The organism is Nonomuraea sp. NPDC050691, assembly GCF_040654455.1.
GTDB lineage: Bacteria > Actinomycetota > Actinomycetes > Streptosporangiales > Streptosporangiaceae > Nonomuraea.
Genome location: NZ_JBFAIA010000029.1, coordinates 21,633 through 36,814, shown reverse-complemented (window position 1 = coordinate 36,814; position 15,182 = coordinate 21,633). Strand labels below are relative to the sequence as shown.

At 71.6% G+C, this 15,182-nt stretch carries 15 protein-coding genes; 8 read left to right on the top strand and 7 right to left on the bottom strand.

Annotation, left to right across the window (positions count from 1 at the left end):
• Positions 1–42 precede the first annotated feature (42 nt).
• On the top strand, positions 43–1,377 hold the full coding sequence (locus AB0H81_RS14780) for a PEP/pyruvate-binding domain-containing protein (protein ID WP_358374176.1): 1,335 nt from the start codon (positions 43–45) through the stop codon (positions 1,375–1,377).
• A 6-nt stretch (positions 1,378–1,383) separates the two neighbouring features.
• Positions 1,384–1,998, top strand: coding sequence for a histidine phosphatase family protein (locus AB0H81_RS14775; protein ID WP_358374174.1), 615 nt, complete (start codon positions 1,384–1,386; stop codon positions 1,996–1,998).
• A 17-nt stretch (positions 1,999–2,015) separates the two neighbouring features.
• On the opposite strand, the gene AB0H81_RS14770 is transcribed toward AB0H81_RS14775, so the two are convergent.
• A complete protein-coding gene (locus tag AB0H81_RS14770; protein WP_358374172.1) occupies positions 2,016–2,165 on the bottom strand; it encodes a hypothetical protein in 150 nt (49 codons plus the stop codon).
• A 119-nt stretch (positions 2,166–2,284) separates the two neighbouring features.
• Here AB0H81_RS14770 and AB0H81_RS14765 point away from each other — a divergent pair, with 119 nt between their 5' ends.
• Complete coding sequence (locus AB0H81_RS14765) at positions 2,285–2,614, top strand: hypothetical protein (RefSeq protein ID WP_358374170.1); 330 nt, start codon at positions 2,285–2,287, stop codon at positions 2,612–2,614.
• Here AB0H81_RS14765 and AB0H81_RS14760 read toward each other — a convergent pair.
• Entirely contained in the window at positions 2,580–3,182 is a 603-nt protein-coding gene (locus AB0H81_RS14760; protein WP_358374168.1) for a TetR/AcrR family transcriptional regulator, read from the bottom strand. The two genes, AB0H81_RS14765 and AB0H81_RS14760, sit on opposite strands and share 35 nt — an antisense overlap.
• A gap of 87 nt (positions 3,183–3,269) precedes the next feature.
• Here AB0H81_RS14760 and AB0H81_RS14755 point away from each other — a divergent pair, with 87 nt between their 5' ends.
• Positions 3,270–4,082 (top strand): class I SAM-dependent methyltransferase, encoded by an 813-nt coding sequence (locus tag AB0H81_RS14755; RefSeq protein WP_358374165.1) that lies wholly within the window; start codon positions 3,270–3,272, stop codon positions 4,080–4,082.
• 97 nt (positions 4,083–4,179) lie between these two features.
• Positions 4,180–4,527, top strand: coding sequence for a DoxX family protein (locus AB0H81_RS14750; RefSeq protein WP_358374162.1), 348 nt, complete (start codon positions 4,180–4,182; stop codon positions 4,525–4,527).
• A 171-nt stretch (positions 4,528–4,698) separates the two neighbouring features.
• On the opposite strand, the gene AB0H81_RS14745 is transcribed toward AB0H81_RS14750, so the two are convergent.
• Positions 4,699–5,679: a LysR family transcriptional regulator gene (locus tag AB0H81_RS14745; protein WP_358374160.1), complete on the bottom strand. Its 981-nt coding sequence runs from the start codon at positions 5,677–5,679 to the stop codon at positions 4,699–4,701.
• Between the two features lie 113 nt (positions 5,680–5,792).
• On the opposite strand from AB0H81_RS14745, the gene AB0H81_RS14740 reads away from it, so the two are divergent.
• Positions 5,793–6,098, top strand: a complete 306-nt coding sequence (locus AB0H81_RS14740) for a hypothetical protein (RefSeq protein WP_358374157.1) — start codon at positions 5,793–5,795, stop codon at positions 6,096–6,098.
• 16 nt (positions 6,099–6,114) lie between these two features.
• On the top strand, positions 6,115–6,468 hold the full coding sequence (locus tag AB0H81_RS14735; protein ID WP_358374154.1) for a DoxX family protein: 354 nt from the start codon (positions 6,115–6,117) through the stop codon (positions 6,466–6,468).
• A 226-nt stretch (positions 6,469–6,694) separates the two neighbouring features.
• On the opposite strand, the gene AB0H81_RS14730 is transcribed toward AB0H81_RS14735, so the two are convergent.
• The 3 genes from AB0H81_RS14730 to AB0H81_RS14720 form a co-directional block, all read right to left on the bottom strand.
• Complete coding sequence (locus tag AB0H81_RS14730) at positions 6,695–8,347, bottom strand: histidinol-phosphate transaminase (RefSeq protein WP_358374151.1); 1,653 nt, start codon at positions 8,345–8,347, stop codon at positions 6,695–6,697.
• A gap of 118 nt (positions 8,348–8,465) precedes the next feature.
• A complete protein-coding gene (locus AB0H81_RS14725) occupies positions 8,466–10,559 on the bottom strand; it encodes an NB-ARC domain-containing protein (protein WP_358374149.1) in 2,094 nt (697 codons plus the stop codon).
• 37 nt (positions 10,560–10,596) lie between these two features.
• On the bottom strand, positions 10,597–12,942 hold the full coding sequence (locus AB0H81_RS14720; protein WP_358374147.1) for a LuxR C-terminal-related transcriptional regulator: 2,346 nt from the start codon (positions 12,940–12,942) through the stop codon (positions 10,597–10,599).
• Positions 12,943–13,152: 210 nt separating this feature from the next.
• Here AB0H81_RS14720 and AB0H81_RS14715 point away from each other — a divergent pair, with 210 nt between their 5' ends.
• Positions 13,153–14,349 (top strand): cytochrome P450, encoded by a 1,197-nt coding sequence (locus AB0H81_RS14715; protein WP_358374146.1) that lies wholly within the window; start codon positions 13,153–13,155, stop codon positions 14,347–14,349.
• Positions 14,350–14,364: 15 nt separating this feature from the next.
• On the opposite strand, the gene AB0H81_RS14710 is transcribed toward AB0H81_RS14715, so the two are convergent.
• On the bottom strand, positions 14,365–15,111 hold the full coding sequence (locus AB0H81_RS14710) for a DeoR/GlpR family DNA-binding transcription regulator (protein ID WP_358374143.1): 747 nt from the start codon (positions 15,109–15,111) through the stop codon (positions 14,365–14,367).
• Between the last annotated feature and the right edge of the window lie 71 nt (positions 15,112–15,182).

Below are 15,182 nucleotides of genomic sequence, written 5' to 3'. Positions count from 1 at the left end.
TCAACAAAAAGTTGTCAACAAAATATTGAAAGGTTGGAGTGGGTGATCGTACCCTTGAGCGAGGCTGTCGCCGACACCTGCGGGGGCAAGGCCGGCGCGCTCGGCGCGCTGCTCCGCGCGGGCCTGCCGGTTCCCGACGGCTTCGTCGTCACGTTCGCCGCTTACCGCGCCGCCGTCCGCGACCTGGACCTCGGGCGGTCAGCCGGCGAGCCGGACGACCTCGACACGGCACGGCAAGTGATCGGGGCCCGCCCCCTCGACGCCACCATGGCCGACGCGCTGGGACGCGCACTCGCCGAGCTCGGCGATCCGCCCGTGGCGGTGAGATCGTCGGCAGCGGGCGAGGACACCGGCCAGGCGTCGGCGGCCGGTCAGCACGAGAGCTTTCTCGCCGTGCACGGAGCCGGCGAGGTCGCCGACGCCGTACGTGCCTGCTGGGCCTCGCTGTTCTCCGCGCGCGCCATCGACTACCGGGACGCCTTCGACCGGCCGTCCGATGACCTCGCGATGGCCGTCATCGTCCAGCGCCATCTGGATGCCGAGGTGTCCGGGGTCATGTTCACCCCCGCGGACCCGGACGGCGCGACCGAGATCGAGGCGTCCTGGGGCCTCGGCCCCAGCGTCGTCGGGGGCACGGTCACCCCTGACGCCTACCGCGTCGCGGAGGACGGGTCGGTCACCCGCACCGTCGCGGACAAACGGACCCGCCTTGACCGGCACGGCACGCGGCTCGTCGTCCGCGACGTGCCCACCCATGCCCGGGACCAGCCGGCGATCGACGACGCGACCGCCCACCGGCTCGCCGGGCTGGGCAAGGAGATCGCCGCCGTTTTCGGTGGACCGCAGGACATCGAGTGGGCGATCGCCGACGGCCGCACCTGGGTTCTGCAGGCACGGCCGGTCACCGCCGCACCCCCACCGCCGCCACCGCCACCGCCGCCACCGCCTTCCAGCGCCTCGCACACCCCGGCCGCCGCACTCACCGGAACGCCCGGCAGCCGCGGGAGCGTGACCGGCACCGCGAGGATCGTCCGCGGTCCCCGCGACTTCGCGCGCGTCCGCCCGGGCGACATCCTCGTCTGCCCCTTCACCGACCCCGCCTGGACGCCGCTGCTGCGCATCGCCGCCGGCGTCGTCACCGAGACCGGAGGCGTGCTCTCCCACGCCGCGATCGTCGCTCGCGAGCACGCCATCCCCGCCGTCCTCGGCATCCCGGACGCGACGAGCAGGCTCCACGACGACACCGTCATCACCGTCGACGGCACCACCGGCACCGTCACGGTGACCGGCACCACCGGCACCGTCACCTACGGAAAGACCGTCACCTACGGAACGAAGGAGATGGGAAGCGGGTCCGAACGGACACCGCGCCCCTGACCACTCATGGCAACGCGACACCTTTACCTGGCACGCCACGGCGCGGCCGACGCGTTCGGACGGCTCACCGACATCGGGCACCGGCAGGCGGCCCTGCTGGGCGAACGGCTCGCCGGCGTACCGGTCGACGCCGTGTGGCACTCCCCGCTGCCGCGCGCCGGCGCGAGCGCGCACGAACTCGCCCGGCATCTGCCGGACGTGCCCGTGACCGAGGCCGCCGAACTCGTCGACCACGTGCCCTACGTCCCCAGCGCGGCCGAGACGCCCCGGTCCTGGGCCGGCTTCTTCGACGGCTACGACGACACCGAAGCAGCCTCGGGCCAGAAGCTCGCCGAGGCGCTGGTCGCCCGGTTCGCGAAGGTCCCCGACCCGGCCTGGGACGGGACCCGGCCCGACGCACACGAGGTCCTGGTGACGCACGCGTACCCGATCGCGTGGCTGGTGCGGCACGCGCTGGACGCGCCGCCGGCCCGGTGGCTCGGGCTGAACAGCGCCAACACCGCGCTGACGGTCATCGAGTACCGCGACGGCCTGCCGCCCACGATCGTGATGTTCAACGACATGAGCCACCTCCCGCCCGACCTGCGCTGGACCGGGTTCCCCGGAGGCGTGAGGCCGTGAGGTGACTCCCGCGGCTCTCAGCGCCGTGAGAGCGCCGTGTCAGCGCGCAGCACCATGTCGCACCGGTCGCCGGCCTCGTCCACGGGGTCGCCGTCCAGGCCGCGGCGCAGGCCGAACTGGTCAGACAGGGCCTGTCCCCCTCGATGCCGGCGGAGAAGGGCCTCCACTTCGACGAGGGCGGCTACGCCCTGGTGCTGCCGGTCAGCACCGCCGTCATCGCGGCTCTCCTCGGATGGCTCAACCTGCAGGGCAGGCGATCCGGCCGGATGCTGACGCTGCGCGGGCCGTGCTGGACGCGCCCCAGGGCGTCTACCCGGGCCGGCTGCTCGCCGTCACCGACGCCCGCATGGTCTTCACGCCCCTGGCCTCGCCGGCGGTCATCGTCCTGCTCCTGCTGCCGTCGGTCCGCGCCTACTTCCGCGGCTCCCGCAGTTCCGCAGTTCCCGCAGTTCCCGCAGGAACGGGTGAGGCGCTGTCGCCTCGCCCCTTCGAGGCCCGCGAAGGACACCGACCCCCGGCCACCTCCTGGCCCGCTCCTCACGCCGAGGAGCGGGCCAGATCCGCGAGGAAGTCGGGGGAGGTCACAGCAGGCGTCTCTGCACGACGTCGGCGATGACCGCGTTCACGACCTTTCCCACCGTCTCCGGGGCCGGCGGATCCTGCTCCCGGTCGGCGAACAGCAGGTGCGCGCTCCCGATCAGGGAGAGCGCGAGGGCGTCCACGTCGGCGTCCGCGGCGATGCGCCCCATCTCGCACTCGTCCCGCAGGTACGTGCTGATCACGCCCGCGGCCTGCGTCAGCACCGGGACGCCGGGCACGGGCTGGGCCTGGCGCAACCGGGCGCGCAGTTCGTCCCGGAAGATGATGAGACTCACGACCGCCACGGTGACCGGGTCGAACAGACGGATCAGCGCCGCGGTGAGGTGGCCGGCGACGGCGCCGGTCCCGGCCGAGCCGCGCAGGTCGGCGGCCGGGCCGTCGAGCCGGGCGATGCGGTCCTGCACCAACTCGACCAGGAAGTCGTCGAAGTCCGCGAAGTGCCGGTGCAGAACGCCCTTGGCGACGCCCGCCTCCTCCGTGACGGCCCGGCTGGTCAGCCCGTTCGCCCCGTCCCGGAACAGGACGCGCTCGGCGGCCTCGAACAACTGCTGCCGCACGTCTCGGAGGGCCACTCCAGTCGGCATCGCCCGTTCTCCCCGTCCGTCGGACCTTCGCTCTACGCGGAACGCTATCCGGTTGCCGAGTGGGCATGCGCCCACTATGGTGGGCGCATGCCCACTATGCCGCGGGAGCAGCCCCGCCCTTCGGAGAACGCCCCCCACAAGGCCAGGCAGATGGCCGAATCGTTCGGGGTCGACGCCGAACGCTACGACCGGGCCCGGCCCGACTACCCCGACGCCCTGGTACAGCGGATCATCGCCGCCAGCCCCGGCCCCGACATCGCCGACGTCGGCTGCGGCACCGGCATCGAAGCCCGACAGTTCCTGGCGGCCGGCTGCCAGGTGCTGGGGATCGAGCCCGACGCGCGGATGGCCGAGTACGCCCGCCAGACCGGGGTCGAGGTCGAGGTGGCGACGTTCGAGGACTGGGACGCCGCCGGGCGCACGTTCGACGCCGTCGTCGCCGGGCAGTCCTGGCACTGGGTGGACCCGCTCGCGGGCGCGGCCAAGGCGGCTCAGGTGCTGCGTCCCGGCGGCCTGCTGGCGGTGTTCGCCCACGCCTACGACCCTCCGGCCCCGATCGCGGAGGCATTCGCCGCCGCACTGCGCCGGGTGGTGCCCGACTCGCCGTTCACCACCGGCCCGTCCCACGAGATCTACCGGCGGATGTTCGCCACGTTCACCGACGGCATCCGGCACGCCACCGCGTTCGGCGAGCCGGAGCAGTGGCGATTCGACTGGGAACGGCACTACACCCGCGACGAATGGCTCGACCTGCTGCCCACCACCGGCGGACTCACCCGGCTCCCCCCGGACAAGCTGGCCGAGGTGCTGGAGGCCGTCGGAGCCGCGGTCGACGCGGCCGGAGGCGGCTTCACCATGCCTTACACGACGATGGCGGTCACCGCGTCCCGCAACGCCTGACCGCCGTACCGGCCGCATCGTGAACGCATCGCGAAGCTATCAACCGGGGCTCGCAGGATGGGTGCCACAAGAAAGCACCAGCCCAGGGAGCGTCCCCATGTCCGCCACCGCCACCATCGTCACCGTCCTGGCCGCCCTCTGGGTGGGCTTCTCCGCCTTCTCCCTCCTTCGCCGCGCCGAGTGGGTCGTCAAGCCGCTGATGGACTACGGCGTCCCCAGCTCGTGGTGGACCTGGCTCGGCGCAGCCAAGGCCGCGGGGGCCGCGGGTCTGCTGGCCGGCCTGTTCGTACCGGTCGTCGGCGTCCTGGCCGGGATCGGCCTGGTGCTGTACTTCGCCGGAGCCGTCGTCACCGTGCTCCGGGCACGCTCGTACTCGACCGTCGTCTATCCCCTGCTGTACATGGGCCCGGTGATCGCTGCCCTGATGCTGGGCTACAACGCCTGACGACGCCGGATCCCGTTCCAAACTGACGACCCGCCGCGGTGGCGAACCTCCAACGATTCTTCGACTATGGGCATGGGTATCCCCGCGACCATGGGCAAGCATCGCCTCGTGAATCTCCCGCCGGCCGATCAACGCTCGCGGCCCATACACCAGGAGGCCGTGCTTCAGAGATCACGACTGGTTTTCGGGGAGCCGACGATCAGGCGGCGCAATGCCCGCCGCTCCCTGTTCATCCTCGTGAGGATTGGTTTCGCTGGGATGAGGCGGCCGAGTGCTCAGGCAGCAGCGGATGAAGTCTTCGATGACGGGATCGGCGTCCTCGGCGGGCGCCCAGGCCACGCCTATCCGGCTGGGGCTGACGCCGGTGACGGGCCGGTAGGTGACGCCGGGGCGGCTGTAGAAGCGGGCAGCCGATTCGGGAGCCAGAGCGATGCCGTAGCCGTTGGCGATCGCGCTGAGCCAGTCATCAGGCTGCTCGACGACGGCGCCGATGCGCACTGGACGGCCGTCACGTTCGTCAGCGGCCACCCAGAAGTCCCTCCAGCGTCCAGTCTCGGCGGGGGCCGCCACGAACGGCTCGTCCCAGAGGTCAGGGAAGGAGATCGCCTCGCGCGAGGCCAACGGGTGGGCCGTGGGCATTGCGACCCAGCGGGGCTCGGCGAACAGCACTTCCACCCGTAGGGAGTCCTGCCCAGGGAAAGGAAGCCGCACGAGGGCGACATCGACGTCTCCTGAGGCGAGTCCAGCAGTCGGGTTGGACCACGTAGCCTGCCGCATGTCCGCTCGCCAGTCCGGCCGGAGCCGCGCGAACTCCGCGATGATGTGCTGGGTGGCCTCGTTGGCGGCGCTGCCCAGGTAACCGATCCGCAACACGCGCTCCGCCTGACCGGCCGCCTTCTTGGTCTCCCCCAGGATCCGGTCCCAGCCCTCCAACAAGGCGGGTACCTTCTCGGCGAGGATCTGGCCCGGCTCGGTGAGAGCCATACCGGCCCGCGACCGGGTGAAGAGTCGCACACTCAGTAGGTCTTCGAGTTGTTTGATCTGTTTGGTGAGCGCGGGTTGCGATACGAACAGCCGTTGCGCGGCGCGGGTCAGGTTCCCTTCCTCCGCTACGGCGGCAAAGTACCGCAAGAGCCGCGTATCGACATCCATGCCGCCAGGTTATAGAAGCAGGTATTGGACGCCATGCTGGGCCCTCGCAGAGGCTTGATGCCGTGAGCGAGCAACGGACTCGCCGATGTCTCACGCTGTTCCAGGAGTTGCCCATGCCTGTCTTCATGATCTCGTACCAGGTGGTTGACGAGGGCGTCGCCGAGGTCGCCGAGGCGGTCGAGAAGGCCTTCGCCGCCGTGGACGCACAGCGGCCGGAGGGCATCCGGTACGCATACCTTCGCAGGGCCGGCAGCACTGAGTTCGTCGCGTTGCTGGAGCTTGCCGATGGCATGGAGAATCCGCTGCCCGGCATCGCCGAAGCGCGCCACCTCCAGGCGACCGTGGCCAAGTGGGCGGTGGGATCGTCCCCCACGCCCCAGGCTTTCGACGTTCTCGGCGACTACCTCATGCTCGCCTGAACGAGGGGCAACCGGAATGTTCGCTGCTTACGTGACAGTCACGGTCGTCATGATCGCGGCCACTGCGGGGACCGCCCTCGCAGACTTCGCCGGGGCGAGATTCGTCCTGGCCAACTCGGCAGAGGTGGGCGTGTCTCCGTCTTGGATCCCCCTGCTCGGATGGCTGAAAGCCGCAGGCGCGGCCGGGCTCTTGCTGGGGCTCCTGGGCGCGCGGCTCGTCGGCCTCGCCGCCGCTGCCGGGCTCGTGCTGTTCTTCACCGGCGCCGTCGTGGCCCATGCCCGGGCCCGCGTCTTCCACAACATCGCCTTTCCGGGAGGCTTCCTGGCCCTTGCCATCGGATCCCTCACCCTGGCCGTTGTGCAGCCCTGACCTGCCCACTCACGACTTTCTGCAACGCCCTTCAGCCCTCGGCCGAGCTTCCATCACATGAACCACGAACGACCAAACCCTCCGGAGGGGCTTGCCGCCGGGACGGCAGTGGGCCATTCAAGACGGCCAAGCGGGGCCCGTGGTGCTCGAGGGGCGGAGCCCCTCGACATTCGAAGACAGCTGTGAAGATGCTTGCATGAGGCGAACGACCACCGGCGGCCCGGTCTTACGCTGGGCAGCGGCGCTCCTGGCCGGCGCGCTCCTCCTCGTGGGGCTCTTCTGGCTCACGACCCGCGACGATCGGTTCGCCGACTCGGCTCCCCAGATGGAGGCCGTCGCCCGCGCGTTGGGGAAGGACGAGTTGCTCAGTCGCCGGACGATCGGCTCCCTCACGTTCGATTCGGTCTACCGGGAAGGCGACGTGGTCGTCTTCGACCTCAGCGACAGCCACCGCGCGTACAAATGGAGCCCTGACAGAAGGCCGGGCGACACATTGCGCCTGTGGGGCCCGTGGTACACGATCTGGAGCGATCCCCACTGACCTTGGCCTGTCACACCAAGAGGGACATCCGGCCGCAGGCCGGACGTCCCTCGCAGGGTGCTTCCTGGTCATGGCCCCGAGGGCGGGGTTGGGTCGAACGCGGCCCACCTGGTAAGCGCGATGGTCGGCCCGCCGGACGGCCTTCGCGTGCGTCGCAGTCGTGGCGCCCGTTGTGGCATGAGCAGACCGGCTTCGCCCCATCTCCGCCCCACGTTCCTGGCCAAGGAGGTGCCTAAAAGGGCCTAACAGGAACTGCGTCATCCCGATGAGCAGCCGCCGCACGTCCTCCTGCGGCCGTACCACCAGTCGCAGGAACTGGCTGGTCGTCCCCAGCTTGTTGCCGCACTCGCGGACGTACACGCCGTGCTCGGCGAGCAGGTGGTCGCGCAGCGGCACCCCGTCGTAGCCGGGTGGCAGCTTGACCAGCAGGAAGTTGCCCTGCGAGGAGTAGACCGACAGCTCAGGCATGGTGCTGAGCTGCTGGTACATCGCCCGCCGGTCGTTGTTGAGCCGCCGCAGGCTCTCCCGGTACTCCGTCATGCACTCCTTGAGCAGGAACACGATGACCTCGGCGAAGGAGTTGAGGTTCCACTTGGGCAGCGCGTCGCGCACCTTGCCGGCCAGCGCCGGGTTGGCCACCATGTAGCCGAACCGGATGCCGTGCAGGCCGAAGTTCTTGCCCAGGCTGCGCAGCACGATGACGTTCGGCCGCACCGCCGCCTCCCCCGCCACGCCCGGGTACGGCTCGGCGTCCACGAAGTCGCCGAACGACTCGTCCACGATGACGAGGTCGAGGTCGATGAGCTGGTCCAGGAGGCGCAGCACCTCGTGTTTGGGCAGGTAGCCGCCGTCGGGGTTGTTGGGGTTGCAGATCACGGCGACCCGCGAGCCGCGGGTGCGGATGAACGAGACGTAGTCGTTCACGTCGAGGGTGAAGTTGCGGCTCTCCAGCAGCGGATACATGTCCACCCGCTTGCCGGTCTCCAGCGGCTGGTCGGTCCAGCGGCCGAACGTCGGGATCGGGATCGCCAGGCTCTCGCGCACCAGCAGGTGGTCGATCCAGGTGATCAGTTCGGTGGAGCCGTTGCCCATCGCCACCGTCTTCGGGTTGAACCCCATGGTCGAGCAGAGTTCGGCCGTGATCGTGTCCGCGTCGCTCGGGTAGTACTTGAGGATCGTCTCCAGGTTCCGGCCGAGGTACTCGAAGATCTCGGTGGTCGGGAAGTACGGGTTGCAGGGGATGCAGAAGTCGACCGGTGGGCGCTGGCCCGAGGAGCCGCGCAGCAGTGAGAAGTACGAAGGGCTGTGCGCCTGAGCACGTAAAAGGCTGAGCTCCACGACACCTCCATGGGCACGCGTCGGACGTGGGGAGGTACGCGCCGTCCCGCCGCCCGGTTCAGGCAGGAGGTGGCCGGTCCCTTACGGCGGCGCAGGGCCGGCTCGCACCGGCCGGACGTCAGCGGCAGGCGCCGGAGCCGATCGTGCGGAGGAAGGCGCGGTCGAGGCCGTGCCGGGCCCCGTCGCGGAAGGCTGTGGTGAAGTCCCGGTCGCCGAGCTGCCGCCGCGACTGGTCCACGCACCGCTCGTGCCACGTCGCGTGGTACCACAGCCGGGTCGGCGAGGAGTCCACCGCCTGCCACAGCGCGTGCGCCGCCCCGAGCACCCAGGCCGCCCGCGCGTGTTGCCCGCCCGCGCAGGCGATCCACGCCAGCACCTCCAGGCACTGGGTGAGGCACCAGCGGTCGTTGATCTGCGCGGTGAACGTGGCGGCCTCGCGCACCAGCGCCTCCGCCCGATCGCGGTCGCCCAGACTCCAGGCGGCGATGCCGAGCGAGAGCTGGGCGTAGCCGCGGGACAGGGCGGCGTGCCGCGCCTCGCACAGCGCAAGCAGTTCCTCCCCCAGCGCGGCGGCCCGTTCCGGGGCGTGGACGGAGCCGTAGGTGGCCGCGAAGTACAGGTCCAGCGCCACGCCGGCCACGTCGTCCACGGCCCGGTGCAGGGCGATCGACTCTTCCAGCAGCTCCAGCCCCCGGTGCGCGTCGCCGGCCACGTACGCGGCGATCCCCGAGATGCGGACGACGTACGGCAGGAGGCGCTCGTCGCCGGTGCTCACCGCGAACGCGTGGCTCTCCGCCAGCCGGGGCATGGCCGAGGCCACGTCGCCCTGCCGCAGGGCGAGCATGCTGTCCACCCACAGCGCCGTGGCGCGGGCGACGCAGGGCTCCGGGGAGAGTTCCAGGCTGCGCTCCAGCCAGTAGCGGCCCTCGGTCAGTGAGCCCGAGGGCAGGCTGAACGACCACATCGTCCCGGCCGTCTCCAGCGCGATGGCCCCCATGCCGGGCTCGCTCAGGGAGATCTCCAGGGCGGCGCGCACGTTGGGCTGCTCACACTGGAGCAGCCGGTAGCGGTCGAGCTGCTCGGGGACGAGCTCGTCGACGCGGTGACCGCAGACCAGGTCGCGGTAGTGGCCGGCGTAGCGGCGGCGCATGGTCCGGTTCTCGTCCGGCTGGAGCTGTTCGGCGCCGTACGAGCGGATGCACTCCAGCATCCGGTACCGCATCCCGTCGTCGCAGCGCTCGCTGACCAGGACGGACTTGTCCACCAGGCCCGCGATCAGGTCGAACACCTCGGCGGGCGGGATGCCGTCGCCCCCGCAGACCGCCTCGGCGGTGTCCAGGTCCACGCCTCCCGGGAACAGCGACAGCCGGGCCCACAGCCGCTGCTCCCCCGGCGAGCACAGCTGGTAGCTCCAGTCCATGGTCGCGTGCAGCGTGCGGTGGCGCGGGAGCGTCGCGGCGCGGCCCGGGGCGGGGATCTCCAGGAAGTGGTCGAGCTCGCGCATCAGACCGTCGAGCCGCAGCGTGCGCAGCCGCACGGCGGCCAGCTCGATGGCCAGCGGGATGCCTTCGAGGCGCTGGGCGAGCCGCGCCACGGACGCCGCGTTCCGGGCGTCGACCTCGAAGCCCGGCCACGCGCTCGCCGCGCGGTCGGCGAACAGCCGCACCGAGTCGTGGCGGGCGATCTCCCGAGGCGTGCGGCCGGGGTCGGGCACGGCCAGCGACGGTACGGCGAGCACCTGCTCGCCGTACACGCCGAGGGTCTGCCGGCTGGTGACCAGGATCCGGACGCGGGGCGCGCCACGCAGGATCCGGTCCACCAGGCTGCCGCAGTCCTGCAGCAGGTGCTCGCAGTTGTCGAGGACGAGCAGCATGCGCTTGTCCGACAGGTAGTCGACGAGCAGCGCCACGGCGTCGGGCCCCTCGTCGCGCAGCCCCAGCTCGGCCGCGACGGTCGGCACCAGCAGGCCGCCGGTCTCCAGCAGGCCCAGCTCGATCACGTGGACGCCGTCCTTGTACGCGCCGCGCAGGCCGTCGGCGACGCGCAGGGCCAGGCGGGTCTTGCCCACCCCGCCCGTGCCGGTCAGTGTCAGCAGCCGGCCCCGGGACAGGACCTTGCGCGCCGCGGCCAGCTCGCTCCTGCGGCCGACGAAGCTCGACGCCTCCTTGACGGGGTCCGGCCGGGCCTCCTCGCCGTCCGCAATCGGTCTCACGGGGCACCTCCAGGTCCCGGCCCGTCCGCCATCGGTCTCACGGCGCACCTCCAGGTCCCGGACCGCCGGCGGGACGTTCCTGCCGGCCGACCCAGGCCGCGATCTGCACGCGGGAGCTGAAGCCGAGCTTGCTGAGGATGTTCTCGACGTGCCCCTCGGCGGTGCGCTGGGCGATGACCAGCGAGGCGGCGATGGCCTTGTTGCTCATGCCGCGCGCGACGAGGCGGGCGATCTCCATCTCCCGCTTGGTCAGCGGCGAAGATTCGCTGCGCCGCTCGTCGCCGCCGCCGGGGTCGCGCAGCGCGTACGCGATGACCTCGGCGGAGGTCATCGCCTTCCCTTTGCGGTAGGCGGTCTCGAACGGGCGGTCGCCGATCGCCGCCCGTGCCGCCTCCTCGCACGTCTCGTGGTACACCGACAGGTGACCGAACAGCGGCCCGCCGAACCCGCGCCGCATCGCCTCCAGCCCGCCGAGCAGCGTCGCGGCCCGCCGCCCGTCGCCCTCGCCGGCCGCCATCCAGGCCAGGGCCTCGGCGCACAGCCCGATGCCGAGAGGGTCCTTGAACGGCTCCTTGAGCCTGATGGCCTCGCGCTCCATCTCGACGGCGCGCCGGGTGTCGCCCTGCTTCCACACCTCTATCCCGTACGTCCACAGGGTGTAGGACCGGAACCAGCGCTCCTCGCGGGCCTCGCACAGGCTCAGGCACTCCTCGAAGCTCTCGACCGCCTCGGCGGCGTGGCCGAGCAGCGACCGGGTGGTCCCGAGGTAGATGAGCGCGTTGGCCACGAGCATGTCGTCGCTGATGGCCCGACCGCACGCCAGCGCCTCGCCGAGCAGCCGTTCCGCCTCGGGCAGCTCGCTCTGGAGGAGCGCGGCCAGTCCCTCGACGTACGCGGCTGCCCCCTCCGCCGTGTCGTCGCCGAGCGCGCGGCCGAGCTCGCGGTACTCCTTCAGCAGGTCGGCGGCCACGGCGAAGTCGCTCTGCAGCACCGCGATGCGCGCGTCGACCCCCAGCGCCCACAGGCGGGCCGGCATCGGGGTGGGGTCGGCGGCGAGCAGGTCGTCGAGCCAGCGGCGCGCCTCGTGCGGCGCGTCGGCGGCGATCCAGTAGAAGCGCAGCGCCGCGGCGAGGGCCATGCCCTGCTGGGCCTCGCCGGGCGTGGACAGGCAGTGGTCCAGCGCGGTGCGGACGTTGTCGTGCTCCAGGCGCATGCGCTGGTACCAGGTCACCTGGCCGGGGCTGAACCATTCGTGGTGCATCCGGGTGGCCAGGTCCACGTACCAGGCTCGGTGGCGGCGGCGCAGCTCCGCCTCCCCGCCGGACTCGCGCAGCCGGTCGCGGCCGTACTGGCGGATGGTCTCCATCAGCCGGAAGCGCACCATCGGGCCGTGCTCCTCGCGCAGCAGGATGGACTTGTCGACCAGGCCGATGATCACGTCGACGACGTCGTCGGCGGCGATGCCGTCACCGGAGCAGACCTGCTCCGCCGCCTCCAGGTCGACGCTGCCGGAGAAGGCCGACAGCCGTGCCCAGAGCAGCCGTTCCTGCTCGGTGCAGAGGGCGTGGCTGTAGTCGATGAGCGCCTGCAGGGTCTGCTGGCGCGGCAGGCGCGCCCGTGAGCCCGTGGTGAGGACCCGGAAGCGGTCCTCCAGCCGGGCGAGGAGCTGATCGGCGGTGATGACGCGCAGCCGCACGGCGGCCAGCTCGATGGCCAGCGGGATCCCGTCCAGGCCCCGGCAGATCCGCGCCACGGTCTCGCGGTTGTCGTCGGTGATCTCGAAGCCGGGCACGACGGCCCGGGCCCGCTCGGTGAACAGCCGCATCGCGTCGAACCGCTCGGCCGGCTCCGCGCCGGGCCGCGTGCCGTTCGTCCTGGGCACCTGGAGCGCCGGCACGACCATGGTCTGCTCGCCCGCGGCGCCGAGCGCCTGCCGGCTGGTGGCGAGGATGCGCAGGCCGGGCGCCGCGCGCACGAGCGTCGCGGCGAGAACCGAGCAGTCGTGCAGCAGGTGCTCGCAGTTGTCCAGCACGATGAGGGTCTGCCGGTCGCGCAGGTGGTCGGTGAGGACCTCCATGGGCTCGCGGGAGGAGTGGTCCATGATCCGCAGGCTCGCGATCATCGCCTGGGCCAGCACCCCTGGGCTCTCCAGGGCGGCCAGCTCGACCAGGTAGACCCCGTCGCGGAAGGCCCGCTGCACCTCTGCGGCGACGCGCAGGGCGAGCCGGCTCTTGCCGACCCCGCCGACGCCGACGAGCGTCACCAGCCTGGAGCCGGCCAGCAGCCGTTTGGCCTCGGCGATGTCGCGCCGGCGGCCCACGAAGCTGGTCAACTCGGCCGGCAGCCCGGCGGCGCTCCAGCGGTCAGTTCCCCGTGATGTCATGGCTGCTCCACGACCCGATGGCCGGTCCCCCCTCGTCGTCACCGGCAGTCAGAACTCAGCGTACGCCTCTCCCCGGACCCGCTCCGCAAGGTCATCGCAGGTCAAAGGCATGATGAAGATCGAATAGCTCGGTGGATCTTGCGCATCGGCGCCGGGTTGGTACCGTCATGGCCAGGAGCGGTCAGGATCGCCGGTCACCCGGGGGGACACATGACGGACACCTCGCTGATGCCGCTGCACATGCGCCGGGACGGCTTCGATCCCATCCCCGAGCTGGGCGCGCTGCGCGACGAGGAGGGCGTCCGGCGGGTCATGACCCCGTTCGGCGTGGAGGCGTGGCTCGTCACCCGCCACGCCGACGTCCGCACGGTCCTGGGCGACGCCGAGCGCTTCCCGCTGGCCCAGATCGGCCTGGCCCGGCTGCCCGGCGCGCCCCCGGTCAGCGACGAGGAGCTGGCCGTCCTGCGGGCGGGCAACCTGCTGGCCCACGACCCTCCGGAGCACACGCGGCTGCGACGGCTGCTGACCCCCGAGTTCACGTTGCGCCGGATGCGCCGCCTGGAGCCACGCGTCACGCGCATCGTCGAGGAGCATCTCGACGCGATGGAGAAGGCCGGCCCGCCGGCCGACCTGGTGCAGACGTTCGCGCTGCCGGTCCCGTCGCTGGTGATCTGCGAGCTGCTGGGCGTGCCCTACGGCGACCGTGAGGGCTTCCAGCACCGCACCAGCCGGATGCTCGACGTGTCGGTCCCCGTCGAGCAGCGCGTGAAGCTGCAGATGGAGTCGCGCGCCTACATGTCCGGGCTGGTCGAGCGGGTGATGGCCGACCCCGGCGAGGAGTTGCTCGGCATGCTGGTGCGCGAGCACGGCGACGAGCTGACGGCGGCCGAGCTGGCCGGCATCGGCAGCCTGCTGCTGTTCGCCGGGCACGAGACCACCTCGAACATGCTCTCGCTCGGCACGCTGGCGCTGCTGCGCCACCCCGACCAGCTCCGGATGCTGCGGGAGGAGCCCGAGCGGGCCGAGGCCGCGGTGGAGGAGCTGTTGCGCTGGCTCAGCATCGTCCACTCCGGCACCAGCAAGGTCGCCGCCGCGGACACCGAGCTCGCCGGGCAGACCATCCGGGCGGGCGAGCTGGTCATCTGCGCCCTGCCGACCGCCAACCGCGACCCGGGCCTGCTGTCCGACCCCGACACACTGGACATCACGCGGGGCGCGCCCGGACACGTGGCCTTCGGCCACGGCGTCCACCACTGCCTGGGCGCGCCGCTGGCCCGCATGGAGATGCGGATCGCGTTCCCGGCCCTGCTGCGCAGGTTTCCGGAGCTGCGCCTGGCCGAGCCGGGCCCCACCTTCCGCTCCTTCCACCTCGTGTACGGCCTGACCTCGCTGCCCGTCGCCTGGTGAGCCGAACCCCCGGCGCTACGGCTCGGTGACCTCGGCGACGTCCACCCGGTGGTGCCGGTCGCGCAGCCGCTGGATCGCCTCGGCCGGGGCGCGCGAGTCGACCACGATGATGTCGAACGCCTCCAGCGGGGCGACGCGGTGCAGGGCCACCCGGTCGAGCTTGGTGTGGTCCACCGCGAGGACGCAGCGCGTGCCGGAGGCGAGCATGGCCCGCTTGACCAGGACGATCTCCTGCTCCTGGTGGAAGGCGTGCCGGTCGGACACGGCCGAGGTGGAGACCACGACCGTGTCGGTGTTCATCGCCTCGACCGCGTCGACGCAGGCCACCCCGAGGAACGAGTCGTGGGTGGGGTAGTACTCGCCGCCGAGCGCCATCAGCCGGATGCCCGGCACGGGCGCGAGCAGCCGGATCGCCTCCAGGAAGTTGGTCACCACGGTCAGCGGGGTCACCTCGGCCAGGTGCCGGGCGACGGCCAGCGCGGTCGTGGAGTCGTCGAACATGACGGAGCTGCCCGGCTCGATGAGCCCGACCACGTGCCGGGCGATCGCCTCCTTCTCCGCCGTCTGGGCGGTCTTGCGGTAGGCGATGTTGCTCTCGAACACGCTGGACGCCTGCGCGCTGGCCCCGCCACGGAACTTGCGCACCATGCCCTGGCTCTCCAGCAGGTCCAGGTCGCGGTGCACGGTCATCACGCTGACCCCGAAGGTCTCGGCGAGCTCCGTCATGGAGACCGAGCCCTGGCGCATGACGTGCTCGGCCATGGCCTGGCGCCTGTGGGCCCCACTGGCCGCGCGTGGACGCGACTTCACTGATAGCGCTCCCATGCCTAGAT